This window comes from Crocosphaera sp. (assembly GCF_030064895.1).
Classification (GTDB): domain Bacteria; phylum Cyanobacteriota; class Cyanobacteriia; order Cyanobacteriales; family Microcystaceae; genus Crocosphaera.
The window spans coordinates 1-20847 of the sequence record NZ_JASJEB010000094.1 but is presented as its reverse complement, the minus strand read 5'-3'; the positions used below and the strand labels follow the sequence as shown (position 1 = coordinate 20847).

The 20847-nt window shown below is 39.1% G+C and carries 22 protein-coding genes and 3 pseudogenes; 8 read left to right on the top strand and 17 right to left on the bottom strand.

From position 1 onward, the window contains the following. Positions 1–102: 102 nt before the first annotated feature. The 3 genes and pseudogenes from QNJ66_RS18955 to QNJ66_RS18945 all read right to left on the bottom strand — a co-directional run bounded on the left by QNJ66_RS18955 (position 103) and on the right by QNJ66_RS18945 (position 1942). On the bottom strand, positions 103–1326 hold the full coding sequence (locus QNJ66_RS18955; RefSeq protein WP_300509728.1) for a multicopper oxidase domain-containing protein: 1224 nt from the start codon (positions 1324–1326) through the stop codon (positions 103–105). 287 nt (positions 1327–1613) lie between these two features. Further along, positions 1614–1736, bottom strand: coding sequence for a hypothetical protein (locus tag QNJ66_RS18950; protein ID WP_300509726.1), 123 nt, complete (start codon positions 1734–1736; stop codon positions 1614–1616). Further along, positions 1733–1942 (bottom strand): annotated as a pseudogene (locus QNJ66_RS18945) (DUF433 domain-containing protein). Before QNJ66_RS18945 ends, QNJ66_RS18950 begins: the two are co-directional and overlap by 4 nt. A 100-nt stretch (positions 1943–2042) precedes the next feature. Here QNJ66_RS18945 and hisA point away from each other — a divergent pair. Further along, the gene (gene hisA / locus QNJ66_RS18940; RefSeq protein ID WP_300509724.1) at positions 2043–2816 is read left to right on the top strand and encodes a 1-(5-phosphoribosyl)-5-[(5-phosphoribosylamino)methylideneamino]imidazole-4-carboxamide isomerase; all 774 of its coding nucleotides are present in this window, start codon (positions 2043–2045) and stop codon (positions 2814–2816) included. Here the strand turns inward: hisA and QNJ66_RS18935 are convergent. The 4 genes from QNJ66_RS18935 to QNJ66_RS18920 form a co-directional block, all read right to left on the bottom strand. Continuing rightward, positions 2813–3283: an anti-sigma factor gene (locus QNJ66_RS18935; protein ID WP_300509722.1), complete on the bottom strand. Its 471-nt coding sequence runs from the start codon at positions 3281–3283 to the stop codon at positions 2813–2815. The two genes, hisA and QNJ66_RS18935, sit on opposite strands and share 4 nt — an antisense overlap. Before the next feature lie 115 nt (positions 3284–3398). Then, a complete protein-coding gene (locus tag QNJ66_RS18930; RefSeq protein WP_300509720.1) occupies positions 3399–4052 on the bottom strand; it encodes a sigma-70 family RNA polymerase sigma factor in 654 nt (217 codons plus the stop codon). Positions 4053–4158: 106 nt separating this feature from the next. Continuing rightward, positions 4159–4680 (bottom strand): late competence development ComFB family protein, encoded by a 522-nt coding sequence (locus QNJ66_RS18925; RefSeq protein WP_300509718.1) that lies wholly within the window; start codon positions 4678–4680, stop codon positions 4159–4161. A 135-nt stretch (positions 4681–4815) separates the two neighbouring features. Beyond that, the gene (locus tag QNJ66_RS18920; protein WP_300509716.1) at positions 4816–5028 is read right to left on the bottom strand and encodes an RNA-binding protein hfq; all 213 of its coding nucleotides are present in this window, start codon (positions 5026–5028) and stop codon (positions 4816–4818) included. 223 nt (positions 5029–5251) lie between these two features. On the opposite strand from QNJ66_RS18920, the gene dapF reads away from it, so the two are divergent. Together dapF and QNJ66_RS18910 are read left to right on the top strand one after the other, a co-directional pair. Further along, on the top strand, positions 5252–6088 hold the full coding sequence (dapF, locus tag QNJ66_RS18915; RefSeq protein ID WP_300509714.1) for a diaminopimelate epimerase: 837 nt from the start codon (positions 5252–5254) through the stop codon (positions 6086–6088). Between the two features lie 19 nt (positions 6089–6107). Next, positions 6108–6548 (top strand): DUF29 domain-containing protein, encoded by a 441-nt coding sequence (locus QNJ66_RS18910; protein WP_300509712.1) that lies wholly within the window; start codon positions 6108–6110, stop codon positions 6546–6548. Positions 6549–6573: 25 nt separating this feature from the next. On the opposite strand, the gene QNJ66_RS18905 is transcribed toward QNJ66_RS18910, so the two are convergent. Then, entirely contained in the window at positions 6574–8796 is a 2223-nt protein-coding gene (locus QNJ66_RS18905) for a PBP1A family penicillin-binding protein (RefSeq protein ID WP_300509711.1), read from the bottom strand. 617 nt (positions 8797–9413) lie between these two features. On the opposite strand from QNJ66_RS18905, the gene QNJ66_RS18900 reads away from it, so the two are divergent. Together QNJ66_RS18900 and QNJ66_RS18895 are read left to right on the top strand one after the other, a co-directional pair. After that, positions 9414–10607 carry a GNAT family N-acetyltransferase gene (locus QNJ66_RS18900; protein WP_300509709.1) on the top strand — a complete coding sequence of 398 codons (1194 nt, stop codon included), beginning with the start codon at positions 9414–9416 and terminating at the stop codon, positions 10605–10607. A gap of 73 nt (positions 10608–10680) precedes the next feature. Next, the gene (locus QNJ66_RS18895; RefSeq protein WP_300509707.1) at positions 10681–11193 is read left to right on the top strand and encodes a hypothetical protein; all 513 of its coding nucleotides are present in this window, start codon (positions 10681–10683) and stop codon (positions 11191–11193) included. A gap of 174 nt (positions 11194–11367) precedes the next feature. Here the strand turns inward: QNJ66_RS18895 and QNJ66_RS18890 are convergent, their stop codons facing one another. Further along, on the bottom strand, positions 11368–11802 hold the full coding sequence (locus QNJ66_RS18890) for a universal stress protein (RefSeq protein WP_300509705.1): 435 nt from the start codon (positions 11800–11802) through the stop codon (positions 11368–11370). A 68-nt stretch (positions 11803–11870) separates the two neighbouring features. Here QNJ66_RS18890 and dusA point away from each other — a divergent pair, with 68 nt between their 5' ends. After that, a complete protein-coding gene (dusA, locus tag QNJ66_RS18885; protein WP_300509703.1) occupies positions 11871–12854 on the top strand; it encodes a tRNA dihydrouridine(20/20a) synthase DusA in 984 nt (327 codons plus the stop codon). A gap of 79 nt (positions 12855–12933) precedes the next feature. Here dusA and rfbB read toward each other — a convergent pair whose 3' ends face one another. The 6 genes and pseudogenes from rfbB to QNJ66_RS18855 form a co-directional block, all read right to left on the bottom strand. Next, on the bottom strand, positions 12934–14010 hold the full coding sequence (rfbB, locus tag QNJ66_RS18880) for a dTDP-glucose 4,6-dehydratase (RefSeq protein WP_300509701.1): 1077 nt from the start codon (positions 14008–14010) through the stop codon (positions 12934–12936). Between the two features lie 15 nt (positions 14011–14025). Further along, positions 14026–14628, bottom strand: a complete 603-nt coding sequence (locus QNJ66_RS18875; protein ID WP_300509700.1) for a Uma2 family endonuclease — start codon at positions 14626–14628, stop codon at positions 14026–14028. 136 nt (positions 14629–14764) lie between these two features. Further along, entirely contained in the window at positions 14765–16849 is a 2085-nt protein-coding gene (locus tag QNJ66_RS18870; protein ID WP_300509698.1) for a M3 family metallopeptidase, read from the bottom strand. A gap of 615 nt (positions 16850–17464) precedes the next feature. Next, positions 17465–17618 (bottom strand): annotated as a pseudogene (locus QNJ66_RS18865) (DUF4277 domain-containing protein); the annotation flags it as partial. Positions 17619–17924: 306 nt separating this feature from the next. Further along, positions 17925–18413 (bottom strand): phycocyanin subunit alpha, encoded by a 489-nt coding sequence (gene cpcA, locus QNJ66_RS18860; RefSeq protein WP_300509697.1) that lies wholly within the window; start codon positions 18411–18413, stop codon positions 17925–17927. Positions 18414–18507: 94 nt separating this feature from the next. Next, entirely contained in the window at positions 18508–19026 is a 519-nt protein-coding gene (locus tag QNJ66_RS18855) for a phycocyanin subunit beta (protein ID WP_300509696.1), read from the bottom strand. A gap of 340 nt (positions 19027–19366) precedes the next feature. On the opposite strand from QNJ66_RS18855, the gene QNJ66_RS18850 reads away from it, so the two are divergent. After that, positions 19367–19531, top strand: a complete 165-nt coding sequence (locus QNJ66_RS18850; RefSeq protein WP_300509694.1) for a hypothetical protein — start codon at positions 19367–19369, stop codon at positions 19529–19531. 109 nt (positions 19532–19640) lie between these two features. Here the strand turns inward: QNJ66_RS18850 and rimK are convergent, their stop codons facing one another. After that, the gene (rimK, locus tag QNJ66_RS18845) at positions 19641–20528 is read right to left on the bottom strand and encodes a 30S ribosomal protein S6--L-glutamate ligase (protein WP_300509692.1); all 888 of its coding nucleotides are present in this window, start codon (positions 20526–20528) and stop codon (positions 19641–19643) included. 5 nt (positions 20529–20533) lie between these two features. Continuing rightward, complete coding sequence (locus QNJ66_RS18840; protein WP_300509690.1) at positions 20534–20689, bottom strand: hypothetical protein; 156 nt, start codon at positions 20687–20689, stop codon at positions 20534–20536. A gap of 37 nt (positions 20690–20726) precedes the next feature. Between QNJ66_RS18840 and QNJ66_RS18835 the strand changes: the two are divergent. After that, positions 20727–20847, top strand: a pseudogene (locus tag QNJ66_RS18835) (transposase); the annotation flags it as partial.

Sequence of the window (20847 nt, the reverse complement as noted above, 5' to 3'; positions counted from 1 at the left end):
CAAATTTCTGACCTGGCTTCCCCACTATTAATTTTCCTCCATTCTTAAAAACTAATAAACTTCTCATAGGTTTATTAGGGATGATTTTTTAAAAAAGTCTTTTCATTTTCTTTTTACAAACAGTCTCTTATTATTAATCTTCCACTGTCCATTATTGCGTTCAAAGCGGAACTTGCGATAAGTCACATCGGGCGGAATATCAATCGGTTTGACCGGCCGTAAAATCGAGGGAATGTCCTCATCATCTGACGCATTTTTAACCACATCAAAACGCATCAAAGTGTGGGAGCGCATATCGGTGTCAATGCTTCCTGTAAAACCGATATTTCTCAGATAAACTTCAGAACCGAGGGGATACTCAGAAAAATCGATGATAATATCGTAACGTTCTGCCATGGCCACTCGTAAGGTTGGAAACGGAGAGGTTAGAGAGACAGGAGAACTCAATAAACCCCCATCACTCCCGATAACTATCATTTCATCTCCCAAACTTTGAGATTCTTCGTAACGACTTAAAACCAGATGATAGTTACGAGAGGCTGAAGCATTGAGAATCCGAAAACGATACTTTCTTCTTTCTACTGGCAAACGAGGCCAAGGAACCCCATTCACTAGCATCACATCTCCATAGAGACTCCTTTGATTAAGGTCATCAAAAATTAAAGACCCATCCACCGCAAACTGTTTATCTTGTAAAATGAGAGGGATATCATACTCTCCTTTTGGTAAGGGTAAATCCAGTTCGTATTGATCCTCGACAATATACATCCCTGCTAAACCCATATAGACATTACGGGCTGTCAAATCGAGAGCATGATCGTGATACCAGATGGTCGCTGCGCGATCGTTGGGATAAAAATAGTCTTTGAAAAAATTATCAGGAATATAGTCTTCTGCGTAACCATCATATTGCGGTAAAGAAGCCATACCATGCAAATGAGTTGTGGTCTGAATTTCTCTTCCTTGACCATCCATACCTAGTTTATTGATAAAACGAACAACGGATTCTTTTCCTCCACTGCTTCTGTTTCCTCCCCGTTGTCGAATGGTCGGTCCAGGGGTTATTCCATTGTATCCCCAGATTTCGGTAGTTAATCCCGGTAAAATTTCAAGTTTCGCTTTTTCTAAGGTAATTTCGTAGTAATCTGTGTCTCTATCACTTCGTACAGGGTTTAAAACAGGAGGGATTTTAAAGGTTAATTCAAAGCGAGGGATTTGAGGACTGAATTGAGCCAAAGCTGGTTTAGCCATTGTCCAAGGAAACAAGAGGCTTCCTCCTCCGACTAAGGCCCACTTCAAGGCTTCTCGTCTGCTTAGTTCCATCATTTTCTTTTCTCATTGACGTTCGCTAACTAGCAGAGACAGACTCAAGGGGACAAAGATTAACAAAAATTTGCTTAGGTTTGATTTTTGTTATGAGAATTAATACTTAGACATTTTGGCTATTGTTCCCTAAGCCTTCACTACTCCCTAGTCTAGCTCAGTTAACGGGTTCCGTTCCAAAAACTTTTAATACGATTTGTTATAGCAGGAGGCAGGAGGCAGGGGGCAGAAGGCAGGAGGGGCGTTGCACCATTGCGGGATGATTGTTAATTTTGCATCTTCTGAAACCCCTAACCTAAAGGGAAAATTTTGTGTCTATTTCTGTAAATCATCCCTTGATAATGCAACGCCAAAGTAATCATTAACCATTGTGCCAGTTGAGGCGGTAATTGAGCATCTATCCAGAATTTCATGCAATTATTTTTGGTATATTAGTGCGCTGCGCTGCTAACAATAAACAAGCTTGTATATCTTCTGGTTCTAAATCAAGAAAATCCTATAATATTTCTGAAGGTTCAACATTCAAAGCTAACATTTCTAAGATATCTGTTACCCTAATTCTCATCCCCCAAATAAAATGTTTTCCTCCACATTGTTGAGGATTATAAGTAATTCTAATAGTTTATTCATAGTCAATACTTCTAATCTTCTTTTAATATATGTTATCTCTCCTTTTGATAAAATTATGATAATAGAAAACATCAAACAATATACCTTTCATGGATGTTATCCCTGCGATCGATCTGCTAGAAGGACGCTGTGTTCGTCTCTACCAAGGTGACTATCAACAATCCCAAGTTTATAACGAAAACCCCGTAGAAGTCGCCCGAAAATGGGCCGATGAAGGAGCAACCCGTTTACATTTAGTTGACCTAGACGGGGCAAAACAGGGTCATCCCGTCAATCTAGAGACTATAGAAGCTATAGTAAGAGCTATATCCATTCCCGTGCAAGTAGGAGGAGGATTACGCGATCGCCAAAGTATCGCCCAACTGATTGATTTAGGCGTTGATCGCACAATTGTTGGTACTGTAGCGGTAGAAAATCCAACTTTGGTAGAAGAACTATGTCAAGCTTTTCCCAATCGTATCGCAGTGGGAATAGACGCTCGTAACGGCAAAGTTGCCACTAGAGGATGGTTAGAAACCTCGGAAGTCTTAGCAGTGGACTTAGCCCAACAAATGGCCAAGTTTGGGGTGAGTGCTATAATTTACACCGATATACACCGTGACGGTACATTACAAGGCCCTAACCGCGAAGCGTTGCGAGAATTAGCCAACCAAATTTCAATCCCCGTTATTGCCTCTGGGGGAGTTAGTTCTTTGAGTGATGTCTTAGGGTTATTGTCCTTAGAACCCATCGGCGTAACCGGTGTAATTATTGGGAAAGCGTTATACACAGGAGATGTTAGCTTAACCGAAGCAGTTAGAGCAGTTGGTCCTGGCCGTTGGCAAGATGTTCCTCCGGATCTCGGTTCATCCGCTTTCAGCTAACGAAGAGTAGGGGGTATTTCTACCGCAGGACGGTTTAAAGCAATAGTTAGGGCTTTCTTATCTCCCTCAGTACGGGCATAACGGGGAAATAGTCCATCCGGTGAAGAAATATGGACAAAGGAGCCAACAATAACCGCAGCGATGCCGATACCACTAGCGAGCAAACCTCGCTTCCTACCATCTTGACGATCAATAGTATCAAAAACCCCTTGGGATAAGTTATCAACAGACACAGAACTTTCTGGAACCCGAAGGGTAGGAGTCTCACGTTGAACCCGTAACAGTTGCTTATACAACTCATGGAATTCAGGATCACTATCTAGCCATTGCTGAACCTGCTTACGTTCTTGGGCTGTCACTTCCCCATCTATGTAGGCACTTAACAACTCAAAACGCTCAAACTGATTATCCATATCACTTGAATCAGTGGGTAAAATCCCTTGCTTATGTTCAAAATCAGATATCATGATTAATCTCTCCTTCGCTCCTAGACCTAATATCATTGGTTGCGGAGACAAATGCTAATAACAGCATAGTCATGACACCCCTCACAGATGACGATTAAGATGAGAAAGATCCCAATTAATCGATGTATTTCTGTAAAACCGTTTGTAATTTGCCTCTAGCTCTAGCAATACGGGATTTAACTGTACCCAGGGAAACCCCAGTCATTTCTGCGATTTCTTCGTAAGCTAGACCCTCTATTTCTCTTAAGATGATAGTAGTTCTAAAGGCTTCAGGTAAATCAGCGATCGCCACTTTAAGACGCTCATAAAATTCACGAGTAGCTAAATCGTCATCTGGACTAGGATAATCCGAGACAATATCCCATTCTATTTCTCCATCATCTACCCGACGAGGAGCATCTAATGAGATGGGATGGCTTACCCGTTTCCGTTTACGTAATTCATCATAAAACAAGTTTGTGGCAATCCTACTTAACCAACCCCGAAATTTAACAGGTTCATTGAGACGTTTAATATTACGGTAAACGCGAATCCAAACCTCTTGAGCGAGATCAGCGCGATCTTGCCAATCGGGGGCTAAATGATAGAGTATTCTATCTACATGGGACTGATAACGATTCAGAAGTTCGGCAAACGCCACACGATCTGGCTTAGCTCCTTCTTGGCACTTAACAATCAAATCGTAGTTTGAGAGCTTTTCTGGAGATTCTACGGACTGCCTTCTCCATTGGCTAAGTAGTCCTTGAGATCCTGTAATTGCTTGACTCATAAGTTTACCTGACGCTTAAATTCTCCTCACGTTAGCATCCTAGACGCAGGAATTCAAACAATGGTTCCTTCGGATTTAATTTTGTTTTTTGATTTCAACCCTGTCCTTAATCGGGGGCTAAGGATTTGAGCATATCAGTCATATTGTGTAGAATATCGCTCCGTTGTTGTTGTTCGAGGGGTCGTCTATTAGGAATGGTAGGACGTTGAAAATAGCGTTGAATCCCTTCTGTAACGTGTTCAGCGATCAAAGTTTGTAATTCTTCTTTGGCCCGTTTTCTTTGATAGTCTGCCCCTTCATGGGTGGTAGCATAGAGGGGAGGTAAACGGTTGAGGGCATAAGCTGCTATATCACCAATATCAAGGTTACAGGATTCTTCTGACTCTTGTTTGGCGACTTGGTCAATAGCTTCACTTAAGACCAATTCTTCCATAACGTTAATGAACTGTTTTCTTGCTACCGCTTTCACTTCTCCTGTTAATAAAGCTCCCATAAGACGATCTAATGCAGTATATTCCTCCGTGGATAAGTCCGAAGCAGATTCACAGAGTCGTCCTACCTCTTCTTCCATTAGAGGTGTCAAATAGCCATCTTTTAGTGCCTTTTGGACAATTGTTTGGATGCTCATAAGTTTATTGTTTGTTAAAAAGAGGAGCAATCTGTGAACACTGTTTGTCCTCAGATTACCCAAAATTGAACTAAAAGTTGCAACTAGATAGCATTAATTTCCTTTTTGACGAAAAAAATAATAAATCTGATTGGGTTAAGGAACAGGTTTAATATAGATAAGGGCTTGTCGCCAAATTAACACAGATTGCTCGGATTCGTCTGATACACAAATACATTGAGGATCTTGCCACAAAATTTTACCAGTAATGGTTTCTTGTGTGGTTAGCTGAATGACAATTTTTTGTTTCTCTTTGATGTACTTTTGAACTCGTCGAACACTTGGTAAACCTGTATCAAATTCAGTCATGATGTCAAAAAGTGTAAATAGGGGGACTGGGGGAGCAAAATATTAATATTTTTTCTATTTTTACCATACTTTTTAGCTTTCTCATTACCCCTTATTACGCCTCTTTCCTTAACTTTTCAAGCTTATCTTAGTAGCACTGGGGTGTACTTCTATTGTGGGCGATCGCTTGTCCTTATTTATGAGTTCATTGATAATTGTTTATATACTCTTCGCTGAAATTATTATGGAATTTACTAAATATCAGGGTCTAGGTAATGATTTTATTTTAGTGGATAATCGCCAAAGTCCCACCCCCTTATTGTCCCCAGAGGAAGCCGTCAAATTATGCGATCGCCATTTTGGAATCGGGGCAGATGGAGTCATTTTTGCCCTACCTGGAGAGGAAAATAGCGACTACACTATGCGGATTTTTAATTCTGATGGTTCGGAACCGCAAATGTGTGGCAATGGGATTCGTTGTTTAGCTCGTTTTTTGGCTAAATTAGAAGGAACAGAAACCACAGGAAAATCCTACCGTATTCACACTCTAGCTGGTATTATTATCCCTAGTTTAGAAGCAGAAGGACAGGTAAAAGTGGATATGGGAACCCCTTTTTTACTGGGCAAAGAAATTCCTACTACTTTAACCCCAGGAGAAGAAAAAGTTATTAACCAATCCTTAGACGTAGAAAATAAATCTTGGTCAGTCACTTGTGTGAGTATGGGTAATCCTCACTGTATTACTTTTGTAGAGGATGTAGCTAAGATTCCTTTAGAAACTATCGGGCCAAAGTTTGAGCATCATCCTGTATTCCCCGAAAGAACTAACACAGAGTTTATCGAAGTGGTTCGCCGTGATTATCTAAAAATGCGCGTCTGGGAAAGGGGCGCAGGAATTACTTTAGCCTGTGGAACCGGTGCTTGTGCGTCTGTGGTGGCAGGGGTATTAACAGGAAATTGCGATCGCCTTTGTACAGTGGAGTTACCCGGAGGCTGTTTAATCATCGAATGGTCCCAAAAAGATAATCGACTGTACATGACTGGCCCTGCTGAAGCGGTGTTTACGGGGGTTTTCGGATAAATTATTAGGACTGTAATTGATGAGACAAACAACTATCGATCTTACTTACGAGAGGGACTACTATCAATGGACCATAGAACAAGCTCAAGCTTTACGAGACCTTGTCCATACCCATCACGAATTAAAGCACCTAGAAAGATTAGATTGGGATCATATTATTGAGGAGATCGAAGCCTTGGGACGTAGTGAATATAATGCGGTGGTTAGTTTATTAATGAGACAAATTGAACATCGTTTAAAGGTTGACTATGTGCCACTGCCTGAATGTCGTAACAAGTGGAAGTCTGAGGTGATCGCTTTTAAGAAAAATATCAAGCGAAAATTAGCTCCTAGTATGAAACCTAAGCTAGAAAAAGAGTTTTTAGCAATTTATCAAGATGCAGTAGAAATTGTCGAGGCTGAATATGAAATTAGTTTGCCTGAAAAATGTCCTTACAATTTAAAGGACTTATTGCCTTGAAAAAATAAGCTTTCAAGCCAATTAATTATGGTTTATGATAGCTACCCCAAAGGGCTGCCGCTTGTCCACTACTGCCTTTCGTGGCTGAGTTATCATCATTGCCTAACCAGATGCCTGTAGCCAGGTTTTTGCGGGGAATATAACCAATAAACCATAAATCAACCCCCCTATTGGTGGTTCCGGTTTTTCCGGCTTCCCCTAAGCCCACACTAGCTGCACGGCCAGTGCCATTATAAATAACGGTTTTTAACATACGGTTCATGGTTTGGGCGACTTGGGGGGATATGGCTTGTTGTCTAGCATTTTGATCGGTTTGGAAATTATAGATTTCTCGACAAGTTCGCCAATCATCTTTATTGGTGCAGTCCCCACCGTCTAAGATGCGACGAATGGCGTGGGGACGGTGCCATACACCATCGTTAGCCACCGCAGCATAGGCCCCGGTCATTTCTAAAACTGTTGTCTCACTCTGCCCTAAAATCAGCCCTGGGACGGCTTGTAATTCGGACTTGACCCCCAACCTTTGCGCTACATTAACCACACGGTTTAACCCGGCTTCCCTAGCTACTTGTAGGGCGATGGTATTCTCAGACTGTGCCATCCCTCGATACATATCGGTAGCCCCGTTACTACGTTCACAGGGTTTATAAGCTTGGCCTTGCCATCTAATACCACCACAGCTATAGGTTTTCTGGGGGGAAATGCCTTTTTCTAGGGCGGCAGCGTAGGCAAATAGTTTAAAGGTTGATCCCGGTTGTCGTTTAGCTTGGGTAACTCGGTTAAACTGACTTTGTTTGTAGTCCACGCCTCCTACTAGGGCTAATATTTCTCCGGTACGAGTATCTAGGGTAACCATGGCCCCGTTGGAAAAGTCGTAGGTTTTTCCTTGGGTTTTAACTGCTTCTCGTAACTTTTTTTCGGCCATGGCCTGTTTGTTTAAATCTAAGCCGGTTTCGACAATAAAGTTACCTTCTTTGGCTATTTCTGCTCCTAATAACTGCCGTAACTCTTGGAAGACATGGTTATAAAAATAAGGGGCTTTATTATTGGCTAAAGCTTTTCTGGCTTGGGGACTGATTTCAACCCGCGATCGCCTGGCCCTGGTTGCTTCTTCGGGGGAGATCATTCTCAAGTCTGCCATGCGATCGATTACCCTATTCCTTAATTGTACTGAGGTGTCATAATCTTGTACCGGGTTATATAGGTTGGGGGCCGGTAACATAGCGACGAGGGTGGCAGCTTCAGGGATATTAAGCTCGGTGGCTGATTTATCAAAGTAAAATTGGGCTGCGTCTTCAAACCCATAGTTACCCACACCAAGATAAACGCGGTTAAGATAGGTTTTGAGGAGAAAATCTTTACTATAGACAGCTTCCAATTTTAAGGCGACGATCATCTCTCTAATTTTACGTTGAGCGGTGTTTTCTCGTCCTACTTCGGGGAATAAACTGCGGGCCAGTTGTTGGGTGAGGGTACTGGCCCCTTGACGGATACCATCGTCTTGAAAATTGACTACCATCGCCCTAAAAATACCGTAGGGATCTACGCCAAAATGCCAGTAGAAGCGACTATCTTCGGAGGCGATGACTGCTTTTGCCAAATGGGGAGAAAAATCCTTTAAATGGTCAATTTCGTGATGAGGATCGTCGTTGAGGGGACTTAAGGGGGTTTGTCCATCCCTCGCATAAACAACCACTGGCCCGGTGACTCCGGAGGGTAGGGGAGACACTTTAATTCTGCTGGTTTCCCACAACAACCAAGCGATTAATATTGTAATCAATGATCCCATGCCATAGAACCCATACTTTAACACCTGGGTCAATTTTGGCGGTGGGTTATGGTAGGTGAGGGTGGCAAGATCGTTTAATTCTGGGGGTCCAAAGGTTAGGGTATCACCATGACGTAGGGATAAATGGTTAACCCGTCGTTTTCCTAAGTAGATCCCATTGGTTGAGTTTTCGTCTTTGATAATGAAGTGATGGGGATTCTTTTGATCCCGATGCAAAGAACAATGAACTTGACTTACAATAGGGTTTAGTATCTTGATGTCTGTGTTTCTGGAACTACGACCAATGATATAGCGATCGCCAATTAAAGCGTAGGTTATTACTTGATCTTTTGGGCTTTCTTGGACTCTTATTTCGGGTATTTTTGCCCCTTTTTTTAATACCTGTGTCTTCGGGTTGGACTGGACTAAGTTTTGTACTGCTTGGGTTAATAGTTGGCTTACTGGTTGCTGTTGACTCATGTTGAGATATAGCGATCGCTCATGGGTATGATAGCTTACCTCATAGCAATGACGATCATCTCTATGTACTTGTTCCCTAGTTTAAGCTTAGGAATACCGATTAGTATTAGAATTAGAACTAAGTGAAGTACCCCAAAGTAAGACGATGGGGCTTCCCAGGCTCAGACAGTAACCCGTCTGATACAGACTCGATGAACTATCTTTCGGATAGCCACCCCTTAATGAGTCTCTCCCGTGGGCGTAAGTTTCCGCTCTCCCGGCGGTACACACACAAAATACTATTCACTTTTTATTACCAGTTCCCATCTGCGCGGAAGTGCGTAAGGACTTGCTTTATAGCGAATCGACCACGGATTCGAGCTTCGGCTTCCCTACTCGGTTTCATAGCCTTGACTTGGTTTTCGGAGGCTCTACCTTTCGTGAGTATTAGAGTTCACGCCCCTGAGGTTGGTCAGTGATATAGCTATGATATCATCTTTTCGGAAGTATGGATACTTCGTGGTTTATTTATTGGTCGGTCATTCATCCCCACCGTATAGACGTATCGGGTATTCTGCCCGACATCAGGATAAAAATTTATTATCCTAGAGAGGAACTTCCCCAGACAAGGTTAATCTATGTTTAAACGAGCAAAACCCCAATACTCTATTAGTTGGATACAAAAAATTTCTGAAATACCTAAACAAGTTTGGGATGAACTTGCAACCCCCTTAAAAACCCCTTTTTTAGAGTGGGAATGGCTCAATAATATCGAAACTTCTAAAAGTGCTACTTCTCGTACAGGATGGCAACCTTGTCATTTAACAATATGGAGAGATAAACAGTTAATTGCTGCTGCACCTTTGTATATTAAAGGTCATAGTTATGGGGAATTTGTTTTTGATAATCAATGGGCTGACTTATCCCATCGTTTGGGTATTCCCTATTATCCTAAACTTCTGGGAATGACACCTTTTACCCCTGCGGTTGGTTATCGTTTTTTAATTGCACCTAACGAAGACGAAGCAGAAATAACACAAATGATGGTAGTAGCAATTGACCATTTTTGTGATCAAAATAAACTGTCAGGATGTCATTTTTTGTTTGTTGACCCGGACTGGAAACCAATGATTGAAAATTGTGGGTTTAGTAGTTGGTTACATCATAGTTATATTTGGTCTAATCCCAGTTTTGGTAATTTTGACGACTATTTAAAACAGTTTAATTCTAATCAAAGACGGAATATTAAACGAGAAAGAAAAGCAGTGGGTAAAGCTAATTTAACTATGAAAGTTTTAGCAGGGGATGATATTTCACATCATTTATATCCGATGATTTATCGCTTTTATAGTAATACCTGTGAAAAGTTTTATTGGGGAAGTCAATATTTAACTCGTAAATTTTTTGAGCAACTTTATCCTAATTATTCCCATCGTGTAGTCTTAGCTGCTGCTTATACAGATTATGATGATCATAAACCTGTTGGAATGTCTTTTTGTATTAGAAAAGATGATAATTTATATGGTCGTTATTGGGGATCTTTGGAAGAATATGATTGTCTTCATTTTGAAGCTTGTTATTATCAACCCATAGAATGGGCCATCAAAGAAGGGATAACTATGTTTGATCCTGGTGCCGGAGGAAGACACAAAAGAAGACGAGGTTTTCCTGCAACTCCTAATTATAGTTTACACCGATTTTATGACCAGAAAATGACCCAAATTCTTCAACACTATATCCCCGAAATTAATAATATGGAACAAGAAGAAATTGATGCTATTAATGAAGACTTACCCTTTAGTAAACGGGAAATACAATTTAAAGATTTGTAAAAAAAATTGCCTAAAATTAATATTTATGGTATTCTATATGTGTTTTTTATAAAATCTGAATAAAATGACAATCATGAACTGTATTTTAAATAAAAAGATCACTCATTTATTAGGGATTAGTATCTTAACAGGGATGAATTTATTACCCTTTAGTATTAAACCTAGTTATGCTCAAACCTGCACTGGTTTTCCTGTTGTTGGTGGACAAAAAGAAGACGAAACCGAGGTAACAAAAACCGTTTCTCAACCTAGTTTCCCTATACCTTTACCAGGGCCTGCGAGTGTGGGTGTAAATAATAACTGGAATACCGATTTCTCTATTATGCCTCTGAAAGCATACAATAAATATATTGTTACTTTTACTCCTAAAAGTGATGGAGAATATAAAGTCAGAGCTTATCTTAAATATAATGATGATACTGCTGATGAAATCTACAACGAACAGAAAAATTATACCGCAGGACAACCAATAGTAATAGAAGGAGTTCCTAAAGCAGATAACATTCCCATTCAAGTAAATTTATTTGTCGGTGATCCTATTTCTATAGCCAAAACTTACACTGTTTCTGTTAAAGGTTGTATCTAACTTTTTTTAGATACGCTGAGAGAGATATTTATGTTCACAATGGATAATAAATAATTAACAATTACATCTTTTTGAAAGAAGAAGATTAAAAAATTGATTTCTAGTCTTATTTTTTTCCTTAAACAAAATTATTCAATTTTCCATTGAAAATATCTCTCCTAAAAATTTATTATTCTAAGGATAATCACGCCAAACCAACACAGGACATACAGACAAACGAACAACTTTTTCTGCAACTGAACCCAACAAAAAACGATTTAACCCTGTACGTCCATGAGAAGCAATAACAATGAGATCAATATTATTTTTCTTCGCATAATCAACAATTTCTAGACTAGGATTTCCCACTTTAATCACTAACTTTAAATTATCAACCAAAGACTTAGGATAACGTTCATAAAAAGAAGTTTTAACATTTTGCTCACGAGTGTCATCATTTAAAGTTGACCAAATAACTCCAGGATCAACAGACTCTAACGGTAATAAAACATTAATAACCGTTATTTTATTGGGGTCCTTGATAAAATTTAAAGTTTCATCAAGCGCATTAAAAGAATCTTGAGAAAAATCAATCGGAACCAAAATGCGATCGCCAACGAATAAACTCATTTTGATACAATAGGAAACAGCAGTTATCAGTTAACAGTTATCAGTTACCAGTTATCGGTAGTTAAAGGATGAATAACAATCAAAATTACCGAATGAACCCCTTAAGTGTAGCACCGATGATGGATTATACCGATCGCCATTTTCGCTACTTAATGAGGCAAATTACTCGCCACACCTTACTATACACAGAAATGATTGTCAGTGCAGCCATTAAACACGGCGATCGCCCCAAACTATTAGACTTTTCCCCCCAAGAAAAACCCCTATCCTTACAACTAGGAGGGGATAACCCCCAAGAATTAGCCGAATGCGCCATCATTGCGGAAAATTGGGGTTATGATGAAGTAAATTTGAACGTAGGATGTCCCAGCGATCGCGTTCAAAGCGGTCATTTTGGGGCCTGTTTGATGGCGAACCCAGAATTAGTTGCCCAATGCGTCGAGAAGATGCAAAACAGCGTTAATATTCCCGTCACAGTTAAGCAGAGAATTGGTATTGATGATCAAGACAGTTACGAAGAGATGGCACGTTTTGTGGCGATCGTTGCTGAAGCAGGGTGTCAACGCTTCACCATACACGCAAGGAAAGCTTGGTTAAAAGGATTAAGTCCGAAAGAAAACCGAAATATTCCCCCCTTAAGATACAAAGACGTTTATCGTCTTAAAAAAGAGTTTCCTCAGCTTTTTATCGAGATTAATGGTGGTATTACCAATCTTGACCAAGTACAGCATCATTTAAAAGTAGTTGATGCTGTAATGATTGGTCGGGCCGCTTACGATAACCCCTATTTATTTGCCACTGTTGATCGAGATATTTATCAAGAGCAAATTATTCCAGCAACCCGTCATGAAATTATCGAAAAAATGTTACCTTATATCGATGATTGGGTAAGTCGTGGTCATAAACTACATCGTATTAGTAGACATTTATTGGCCATGTTTGCTGGTATTCCAGGAACAAAAGCTTGGAAACGCTATATTAGTCAAAATGCTCATTTAGCTGGTGCAGACTCTCAAGTTATTATTGAAGCTTTAAAGCGGGTACAAAGGTAGAGTATTTGTGATAATCTCTCCTAGAAAATTAGTGATTTAATTTAGTTAATAACTCCCTGTTAATCAATTAAAATTTTCCTTATCCATAAACTTTTTGATAATATTCCTGATAGTCTTGTGACAATAAAGGTTGCCACCAACTTTGATTATTAAGATACCATTCAATAGTTTTTCTTAAGCCATTTTCTACAGTTTCTTGCGGTGTCCAACCCAATTCTGTTTTAATTTTTGTAGCATCAATAGCATAACGGCGATCGTGGCCAGGACGATCTTTAACAAAAGTAATTAATTCTTTTGCAGGTTTAACCGGTAAGTCTGGGGCTAACTCATCCATTAAGTTACATAACATGGTTACTAAATCAATATTTTTAACCTCATTATTGCCTCCAATATTATAAGTTTCTCCTAGTTTTCCTTGGTTAATTACTGTATCTAATGCTGAACAATGATCCCCTACATATAACCAATCCCTAATATTTTGTCCATCTCCATAAACAGGTAAAGGTTTCCCCAATAAAATGTTAATACACATCAACGGTATTAATTTTTCAGGAAAATGATAAGGACCATAATTATTAGAACAATTGGTGATAATTGTTGGTACATTATAAGTATGAAAATAAGCCCTTGCTAGGTGATCACTGCCTGCTTTTGAAGCAGAATAAGGACTATTTGGAGCATAGGCAGTTGTTTCTGAAAAAGCTGGATCATTAGCTTCTAAACTACCATAAACCTCATCAGTAGACACATGGAGAAAACGATAATTTTCTGGCTTTCCTTGCTCATTCCAATAGTGACGAAAACTCTCTAATAAAGTAAAAGTTCCAATAACATTAGTTTGAATAAAAGCATCAGGACTAAGAATAGATCGATCCACATGAGACTCAGCAGCAAAATGAGCTACTGTAGTAATATTTTCTTCTTTTAAAAGTTGCTCAATTAAAGGGCGATCGCAAATATCCCCTTGAATAAATTTAAACTGTTTTCTGTCTTCTAAATCAGCTAAATTTTGACGGTTTCCTGCATAAGTTAAAGCGTCTAAAACAATAACTTGATCATTAGAATAATTCTGACACCAATGATGAACAAAATTAGAACCAATAAATCCAGCACCACCGGTGATTAAGATACTTCTTTTTTCTTCAGATAATGACATAAGCTAATAATTTAATTACCAAATTTTATCCATTTGTAACTGGAAACCAGATAAAATAGGCTCACCACTTACAGTGATAGGATTCTCTAAACATTTTACTTCTGTTTGGGGACAATAAATATAAACTCGGCGATTTTTGCGATCGATTAACCAACCTAATTTTACTCCGTTATCCAGATACTCTTGCAGTTTATCTTGAAGAGATTGTAAGGAATCACTAGGAGAGCGTATTTCCACCACAAAATCAGGGCAAATAGGCGCAAATCTTACTTTTTGTTCTTCTGTAAGGGAATTCCATTTTTCTAAGCTCATCCAAGCTGCATCAGGGGAACGATTGGCCCCATTTGGTAGTTTAAACCCTGTGGAGGAATCAAAATTAATTCCTGTGCCATCTTTATCAGTCCAATTACCTAACTGTTGTGTTAGTTTAGCATTTCGATTTCCCGTTTCTGAAGCAGTGGGGGGCATAATAATTAATTCTCCCTTAGCGTTGCGCTCAAGTCGATAATCTCGGTTTAATTGACATAAAGCAAAAAATTGTTCGTCTGTCATAGCGATCGCTGGTGACAGTCGCAAAACCAAAGGTATATTTTCAGTTGATACAGTAGTGGTAATCATCTTTCAATAATTAAAAATGGACAATGGGTAATGGATAATTAAAAAATAGAGTGTAAAATTTAATTGCATTTTACACTCTACATTCTTATCTATTTTTGAAATGATCGGTTTTCAAACAACTTAATTATCCAATAGATTAAGCAGCTTTTAATAAACCACTATGTCTTAATAAAGGTTCTGTTTGTGGTTCCCGTCCTCGAAACGCTTTAAACACTTCCATTGGGTTAACACTTCCCCCCAATGCTAACACCGTATCTCGGAAACGTTTTCCTGTTTGTGCAACCGCTTTTTCATCGTTTAAACCGACTTCTTCAAAAGCAGAAAAAGCATCAGCACTTAAAACTTCTGCCCATTTATAACTGTAGTAACCTGCTGCATAACCCCCAGAAAAAATATGCCCAAATGCACACAAAAATGCGTCTTCTGGTAAAGGTTTCATTACCGTTGTTTTCTCAGCAATACGGTTACGAACCTCTGCATGAGTTTCCTTCCCATTGGGTTGATAACGATGGTGTAATTCTAGATCCAAAAAACTAAAATGTAGTTGTCTTAACATAGCTGAACCACTCATATAATTACGAGCAGAAACTAACTTATCGTAGTAATGTTCCGGTAAAGTTTCTCCCGTTTCGTAATGTTTAGCCATGTTAAATAAAGTAGTGCGATCGTAACACCAATTCTCCATAAATTGACTGGGTAATTCCACCGCATCCCACTCTACATTATTAATTCCAGCAGCCCCAGGATAGTCTACTTTTGTCAACATATGTTGTAGTCCGTGACCAAATTCATGAAATAAAGTTGTTACCTCATCAAAGGTCATTAAACTAGGTTTTCCATCCACTGGAGGAGTTTGATTGCAAACTAAATAAGCAACCGGTAAACGGGTGATAAATTGCTCTTGGTGACGCATTTTTGCCCGTCCAATACAATCATTCATCCAGGCCCCTCCACGCTTCTCTGAAGGGCGACTATAGGGGTCTAAATAGAAGTGTGCGATCGCTTCTCCTGCCTCATTATTAACCTGAAAATATCTTACATCTTCTTGCCAAATTGGTGCTTGTCCATCAGCAGAAATTATAGTTACTCCAAAGATTCTTTTTGCTAAACTAAATAACCCGTCTAATACTTGAGGTAAAGGAAAATAAGGGCGTAATTCTTCAGCAGTAAAATTAAATAAAGTTTCCCGTTGTTTTTCTGCCCAATAACTCACATCCCAAGGCTCTAGAGAATCATTTTTAGAGAAGTTTTTTAATGTTTCTAAGTCATGCACCGCAGCGTCATAACTCACAGTTCTCAACTCTTCTAATAATCCTTCCACTGTTTCCACATTAGGAGCCATTTTTCGAGCTAAACTAACCTCAGCATAAGTATTATAACCGAGAATTTCTGCTTGTTGTTTCCGCAGTTCTAAAATACGTTTAATTAAGGGATTGTTATCTAATTCTCCATTAGAAGCACGAGAAATAAATGCTTTATAAACCTTCTCCCTTAAGTCCCCATGACTGCTATATTTCATAAAAGGAACATAACTAGGATAATCTAAAGTAATGACCCAAGGGCCTGTTTCTGGAGTAGCATTTTCTTCACCTTCTGAACGGGCAGTTTGTGCTGCTAAACTTAGTAAACTTGCTGGTAAACCTTCTACTTCTTTTTCTGTCGTTAATTTCAGTTTAAAGGCTTTAGTTGCATCTAAAACATGGTTAGAAAATTTAGTGGAAAGTTCCGCTAATTCCAGTTGAATTTTATTGAATTTTTCACGAGTTTCTCCTGTTAAAGCAACCCCCGATAATTCTGCTTCTCGAATTGCTGTTTCTACAATTCTTTTTTGAGCATTGTCTAAACTATTCCAACTGTCACTTTCTTGAAGGGTTTTGTAAGCCGAATAAATAGGCTGACTTTGGCTTAATGTATTAATAAATTGGATAACTTGAGGCTGTACTGTTTCGTAAGCATTGCGAAGTTCAGGACTATTTTTTACACCCATTAAATGCCCAACAATTCCCCAACTCCAACTAAATTTTTCTTCTATTTCTGTTAGGGGTTCCACTAAACCTTCCCAGGTGGGTTTAACATTGGTTTCTAAATCTTTTAATTTAGTCTCTAATTCTTGCAATAATTCAGTCATTGCAGGAATAACATAATCCGGGGTAATTTTATCAAATGGAGGTAATCCTTGTCCAATCAGTAAAGGGTTATTGGTAACAGTTGTGTTGCTCATACGTGAGTGATAATAAATCAAAAATTGATAGTTTTTTCAAGTTAGTCGTCAAAAATTTAGCTAACGACTAGCCTCTATTATCACTGTAACGTAAAATTCCAGTATTGTGATAACTTATACTATTCTAAGTATTATATGTTATATAATAATACAGAGATTATATCCAATATATATGTCTGATTGCTGATTCATAAATCAAGAATTGAGTGTTAATTATTTGTCTTATTTTTACATTCTTTGTATAACGATTTTTGTTATGATAATGAACTATGAATTATCTTTCTTTTGACAATATTTGATTAAACATATAGCCAAATGTACCAATAAGAAACACAATAAAAGTATACAAAATATACTAAAGTCTAAGTCCCAAAATTGTTTAGATGGTTGTATACAACAAAAAATATGAAAAATATTTCATCAATGGCGTTTTCGAGCTTTCCAAGTTCCACCATAGACATAGTGAGGATTATTGTGACTAACTTTTTGCCAGCACTGTAAACAAACAAAATACCATTGGTGCGAGGAATCAAATTGCACTCGATACAGTAATTTTGAGGAAATGTGGCAGCAATCGCATTCTTTTTGTCTTACTCGTCCCATAAATATTATTGCCAAATGAAATGATGTGGAATCTAGATGGGCATATTTAAGCTCTCAGCATGAATTTTTTAATCACTTCTAAAACGACTTCAATAAAAATATCATTGAGTCCATATTTATATAATTTATCCATAACTCTCCCAATTTTATCATCATTAAAATAATCAAGTACCGTAGGGCATACGGGATCTAAAGCTTGGGGAGATTTGCCCTCTGGCTTAGTTGGAGAAATCGCGGCGACGGTGATGGCGAGTCGGTGAACTAAGAATCCCTCGCTTTCAGCGAAGGGAGTGTCAAAGTTGAGTTCAATCGTCCGAGTTTGGAAATTATTGTAGAAAAACTTCTCTTTGAGTTCTATCTAACACCGCTAATGGCGGTCTTAAAGACAATAAGACCTGGAGAAACAGAGAATTGCTAACTACTTAAGCCAACAACCTTCAGCTTTTCCAGGTCATTACCACTTTCTAGATGACTAGCTTAGTGCGTTGATTGCGTAATCGATGTAGGAGTTAGCTTCAACAGCAGGATCTCCACTTAAACCGTGATTAGCTTTAATGTACTTGAGAGCTTCAATATACCAGCTAGGAGATAATTCAAAAGTACGGTTAATTTCATCGATACCAGCGATGAGGTACTCATCCATAGGGCCGGTTCCACCAGCAACTAAGCAATAAGTAACCATGCGGAGGTAGTAACCGATGTCACGAGCGCACTTGTCTTTACCACGTTGGTCAGCAGCGTAGTTAGGCCCTTGCATTTGGGTGGTGAAAGGGAATTTAGCGTACACTGCGTTAGCTGCTCCTTGTACTAGGGAGGATTGCTTTTCGGTTAATGCTTTAGCCGCTTGTAAGCTAGCAGAAGCTTGCTTAAAACGTCCAAAAGCTATTTGAATTTCGGTGCTGCTTAAGAAGCGACCTTGAGAGTCAGCACTAGAAATCGCTTCGGTTAAGGGGGTTTTCATTTTTGTTTTATCTCCCGATTATTTTGCTAAGTTTTCCTAGAATACCGTGTTGAAATGGTTTAAGAATTGCCGATGAACTACTAAAAGGCTTTTATTAAGCAACAGCAGCCGCAGCGCGATCAAAGTAACCTGCAATTTCCGAAGCAATAGCAGAGCAATCTCCAGAGGTGATTCCACTGGGATCGTTAACAATAGCTAAGGAAGCATCTTTCATTTTTTGAACGCCAACAGCAACAGAAGCTCCAGGAGTTCCCAAAGCTAAATAAGTTTCCCGAAGTCCATTTAGACAACGATCTTCTAAAATACTGGCATCTCCGCTAAAGATAGAATAGGTAATATAGCGTAGGATGATTTCCATATCACGCAAACAAGCAGCCATACGACGGCTAGTGTAAGCATTTCCACCAGGGGCAATCAGGGTAGGTTGCTCTGCAAATAAAGCGCGCGCAGCGTCAGCAACAATGGTGGAAGCGTTGCTGGTAATACGGTTCACAGAATCCATGCGCTTGTTGCTCTCGGCTACCATGGCACTCAGAGCGTCTAGCTGAGAAGCAGATAGATATTCACCACGGGCATCAGCCTGAGAAACAACTCTGGTAAATGCGTCAAACATTAAATTAATCTCCTACTTGACTTAAATCAGTTGGGCTTGGGTTAACAAAGGACTTCCATCGGGTTTGATTATACTCTCCATTGAGACTAAAATCCCTATGATTTTTCAAGTTCCTTACAAAAAGTTTTTTAAGAAACCTGAGAAATCTCGATGGCTATCTTAGAATTATCAGAGGTGTTCGAGATGACCGTCATCTCTACTTATCTCCCCTTCCAGTTAATTTTATACAATGCCTTTGTCTATTTATTTATTACATATTATTAAAAAAACAGAAATTTTCTGTTAACTAATGTTAACGAAGCATCTTAAATCCTCCATATTACTGGCTTAGAGGCTGATCATGTTTTTTATTATTCTGCTGTTATTTTTTTTTCTGCTCAATTGGTTTGCTACCTATGTCATGGCAATTATTCCCATCCATTTATTCACTTATTTAGGGTCTTTGGGACAATTATTACTTTTAGCTGTTGTTTTACTACTCTTGAGTTGGTTTTTTGGCGAATGATTTTGATTCCGGTAAATACGATAATTTAACTCATAATAGTCTCCCCTACCCCCTGCTCCCTGCTCCCTGCTCCCTGCTTCCATGCAATCCCAACTAAGATATTTGTGATCTACTTATTCCCAGAGAGGGCATTTTTAGCTAAAAATTCGATAATTTTTTTAGCCACATCAATTCCTGATGCTTTTTCAATCCCCTCTAAACCAGGAGAAGAGTTAACTTCTATTACCACCGGACCATGATTAGAACGCAACATATCTACTCCTGCAACATTCAATCCCATTGATTTTGCAGCCTTAACGGCGATTTTTTGTTCTTCTGGAGTCAATTCAACCATATCCGCTTTTCCTCCCTGATGGAGGTTGGCTCTAAAATCTCCTTCGGCCCCTTGGCGTTTCATTGCTGCAACAACTGTACTCCCAACCACAAAACAGCGTAAATCTACTCCTACTGCTTCTTGGATAAATTCTTGTACTAAGATGTTAGCGTCTAGCTGGCGAAAGGCTTCTATCACAGATTTGGCAGCATTTCGCGTTTCCGCTAAAACTACACCAATGCCTTGAGTACCTTCTAATAATTTAATCACCACTGGCACACCTCCCACAAATTCCAGCAACCCATCAATATCTTCTGCATCATGAGCAAAACCAGTGATGGGCAAAGCAATACCATCCCTAGCTAAAATTTGTAAGCAACGCAGCTTATCACGGGAACGAGAAATAGCTTGTGATTCATTGGCACAAAAGACTCCCATTACTTCAAATTGACGCACTATTGCTGTGCCATAAAAACTTTTAGCAACTCCAATACGGGGGATAATCGCATCAAAACTTTCTAGGGGTTTACCGTTGTAATAAATACTGGGTTTATGGGAGGTAATATTCATATAACAACTAAGATAGTTCACCACACGCATATCATGTCCTAATTCTTCTCCAGTTTCTTTCAGTCTTTTTGTAGAGTATAAGGTAGTATCGTAGGACAAGATTGCTATTTTCATTTGTGTTACCCAAAATATTGCGAGAATGCCCTCGCTATAGGTAAGGGGGACGCATCGCAGCCGTAGGCAAGTACCCCCGAACCCTTAGCGACGGGATGAATCGCAATCAATAAATAAACTGCGTAGCAACGATTTAATTCTACCATAATTGGGTAAACCATGTTAAAATAAGTACATCCCAGCGTCGAGAATTAATCAATGCTAGTCGTAGAAGCAAAATTAAAAAACGGAACGCGCCTAGCAATACCAGAAACTAGATGAAGCCATTAGAACATCTCAGTTTGTGCGTAATGCCTGCGTGAGTTATTGGATGGATAAT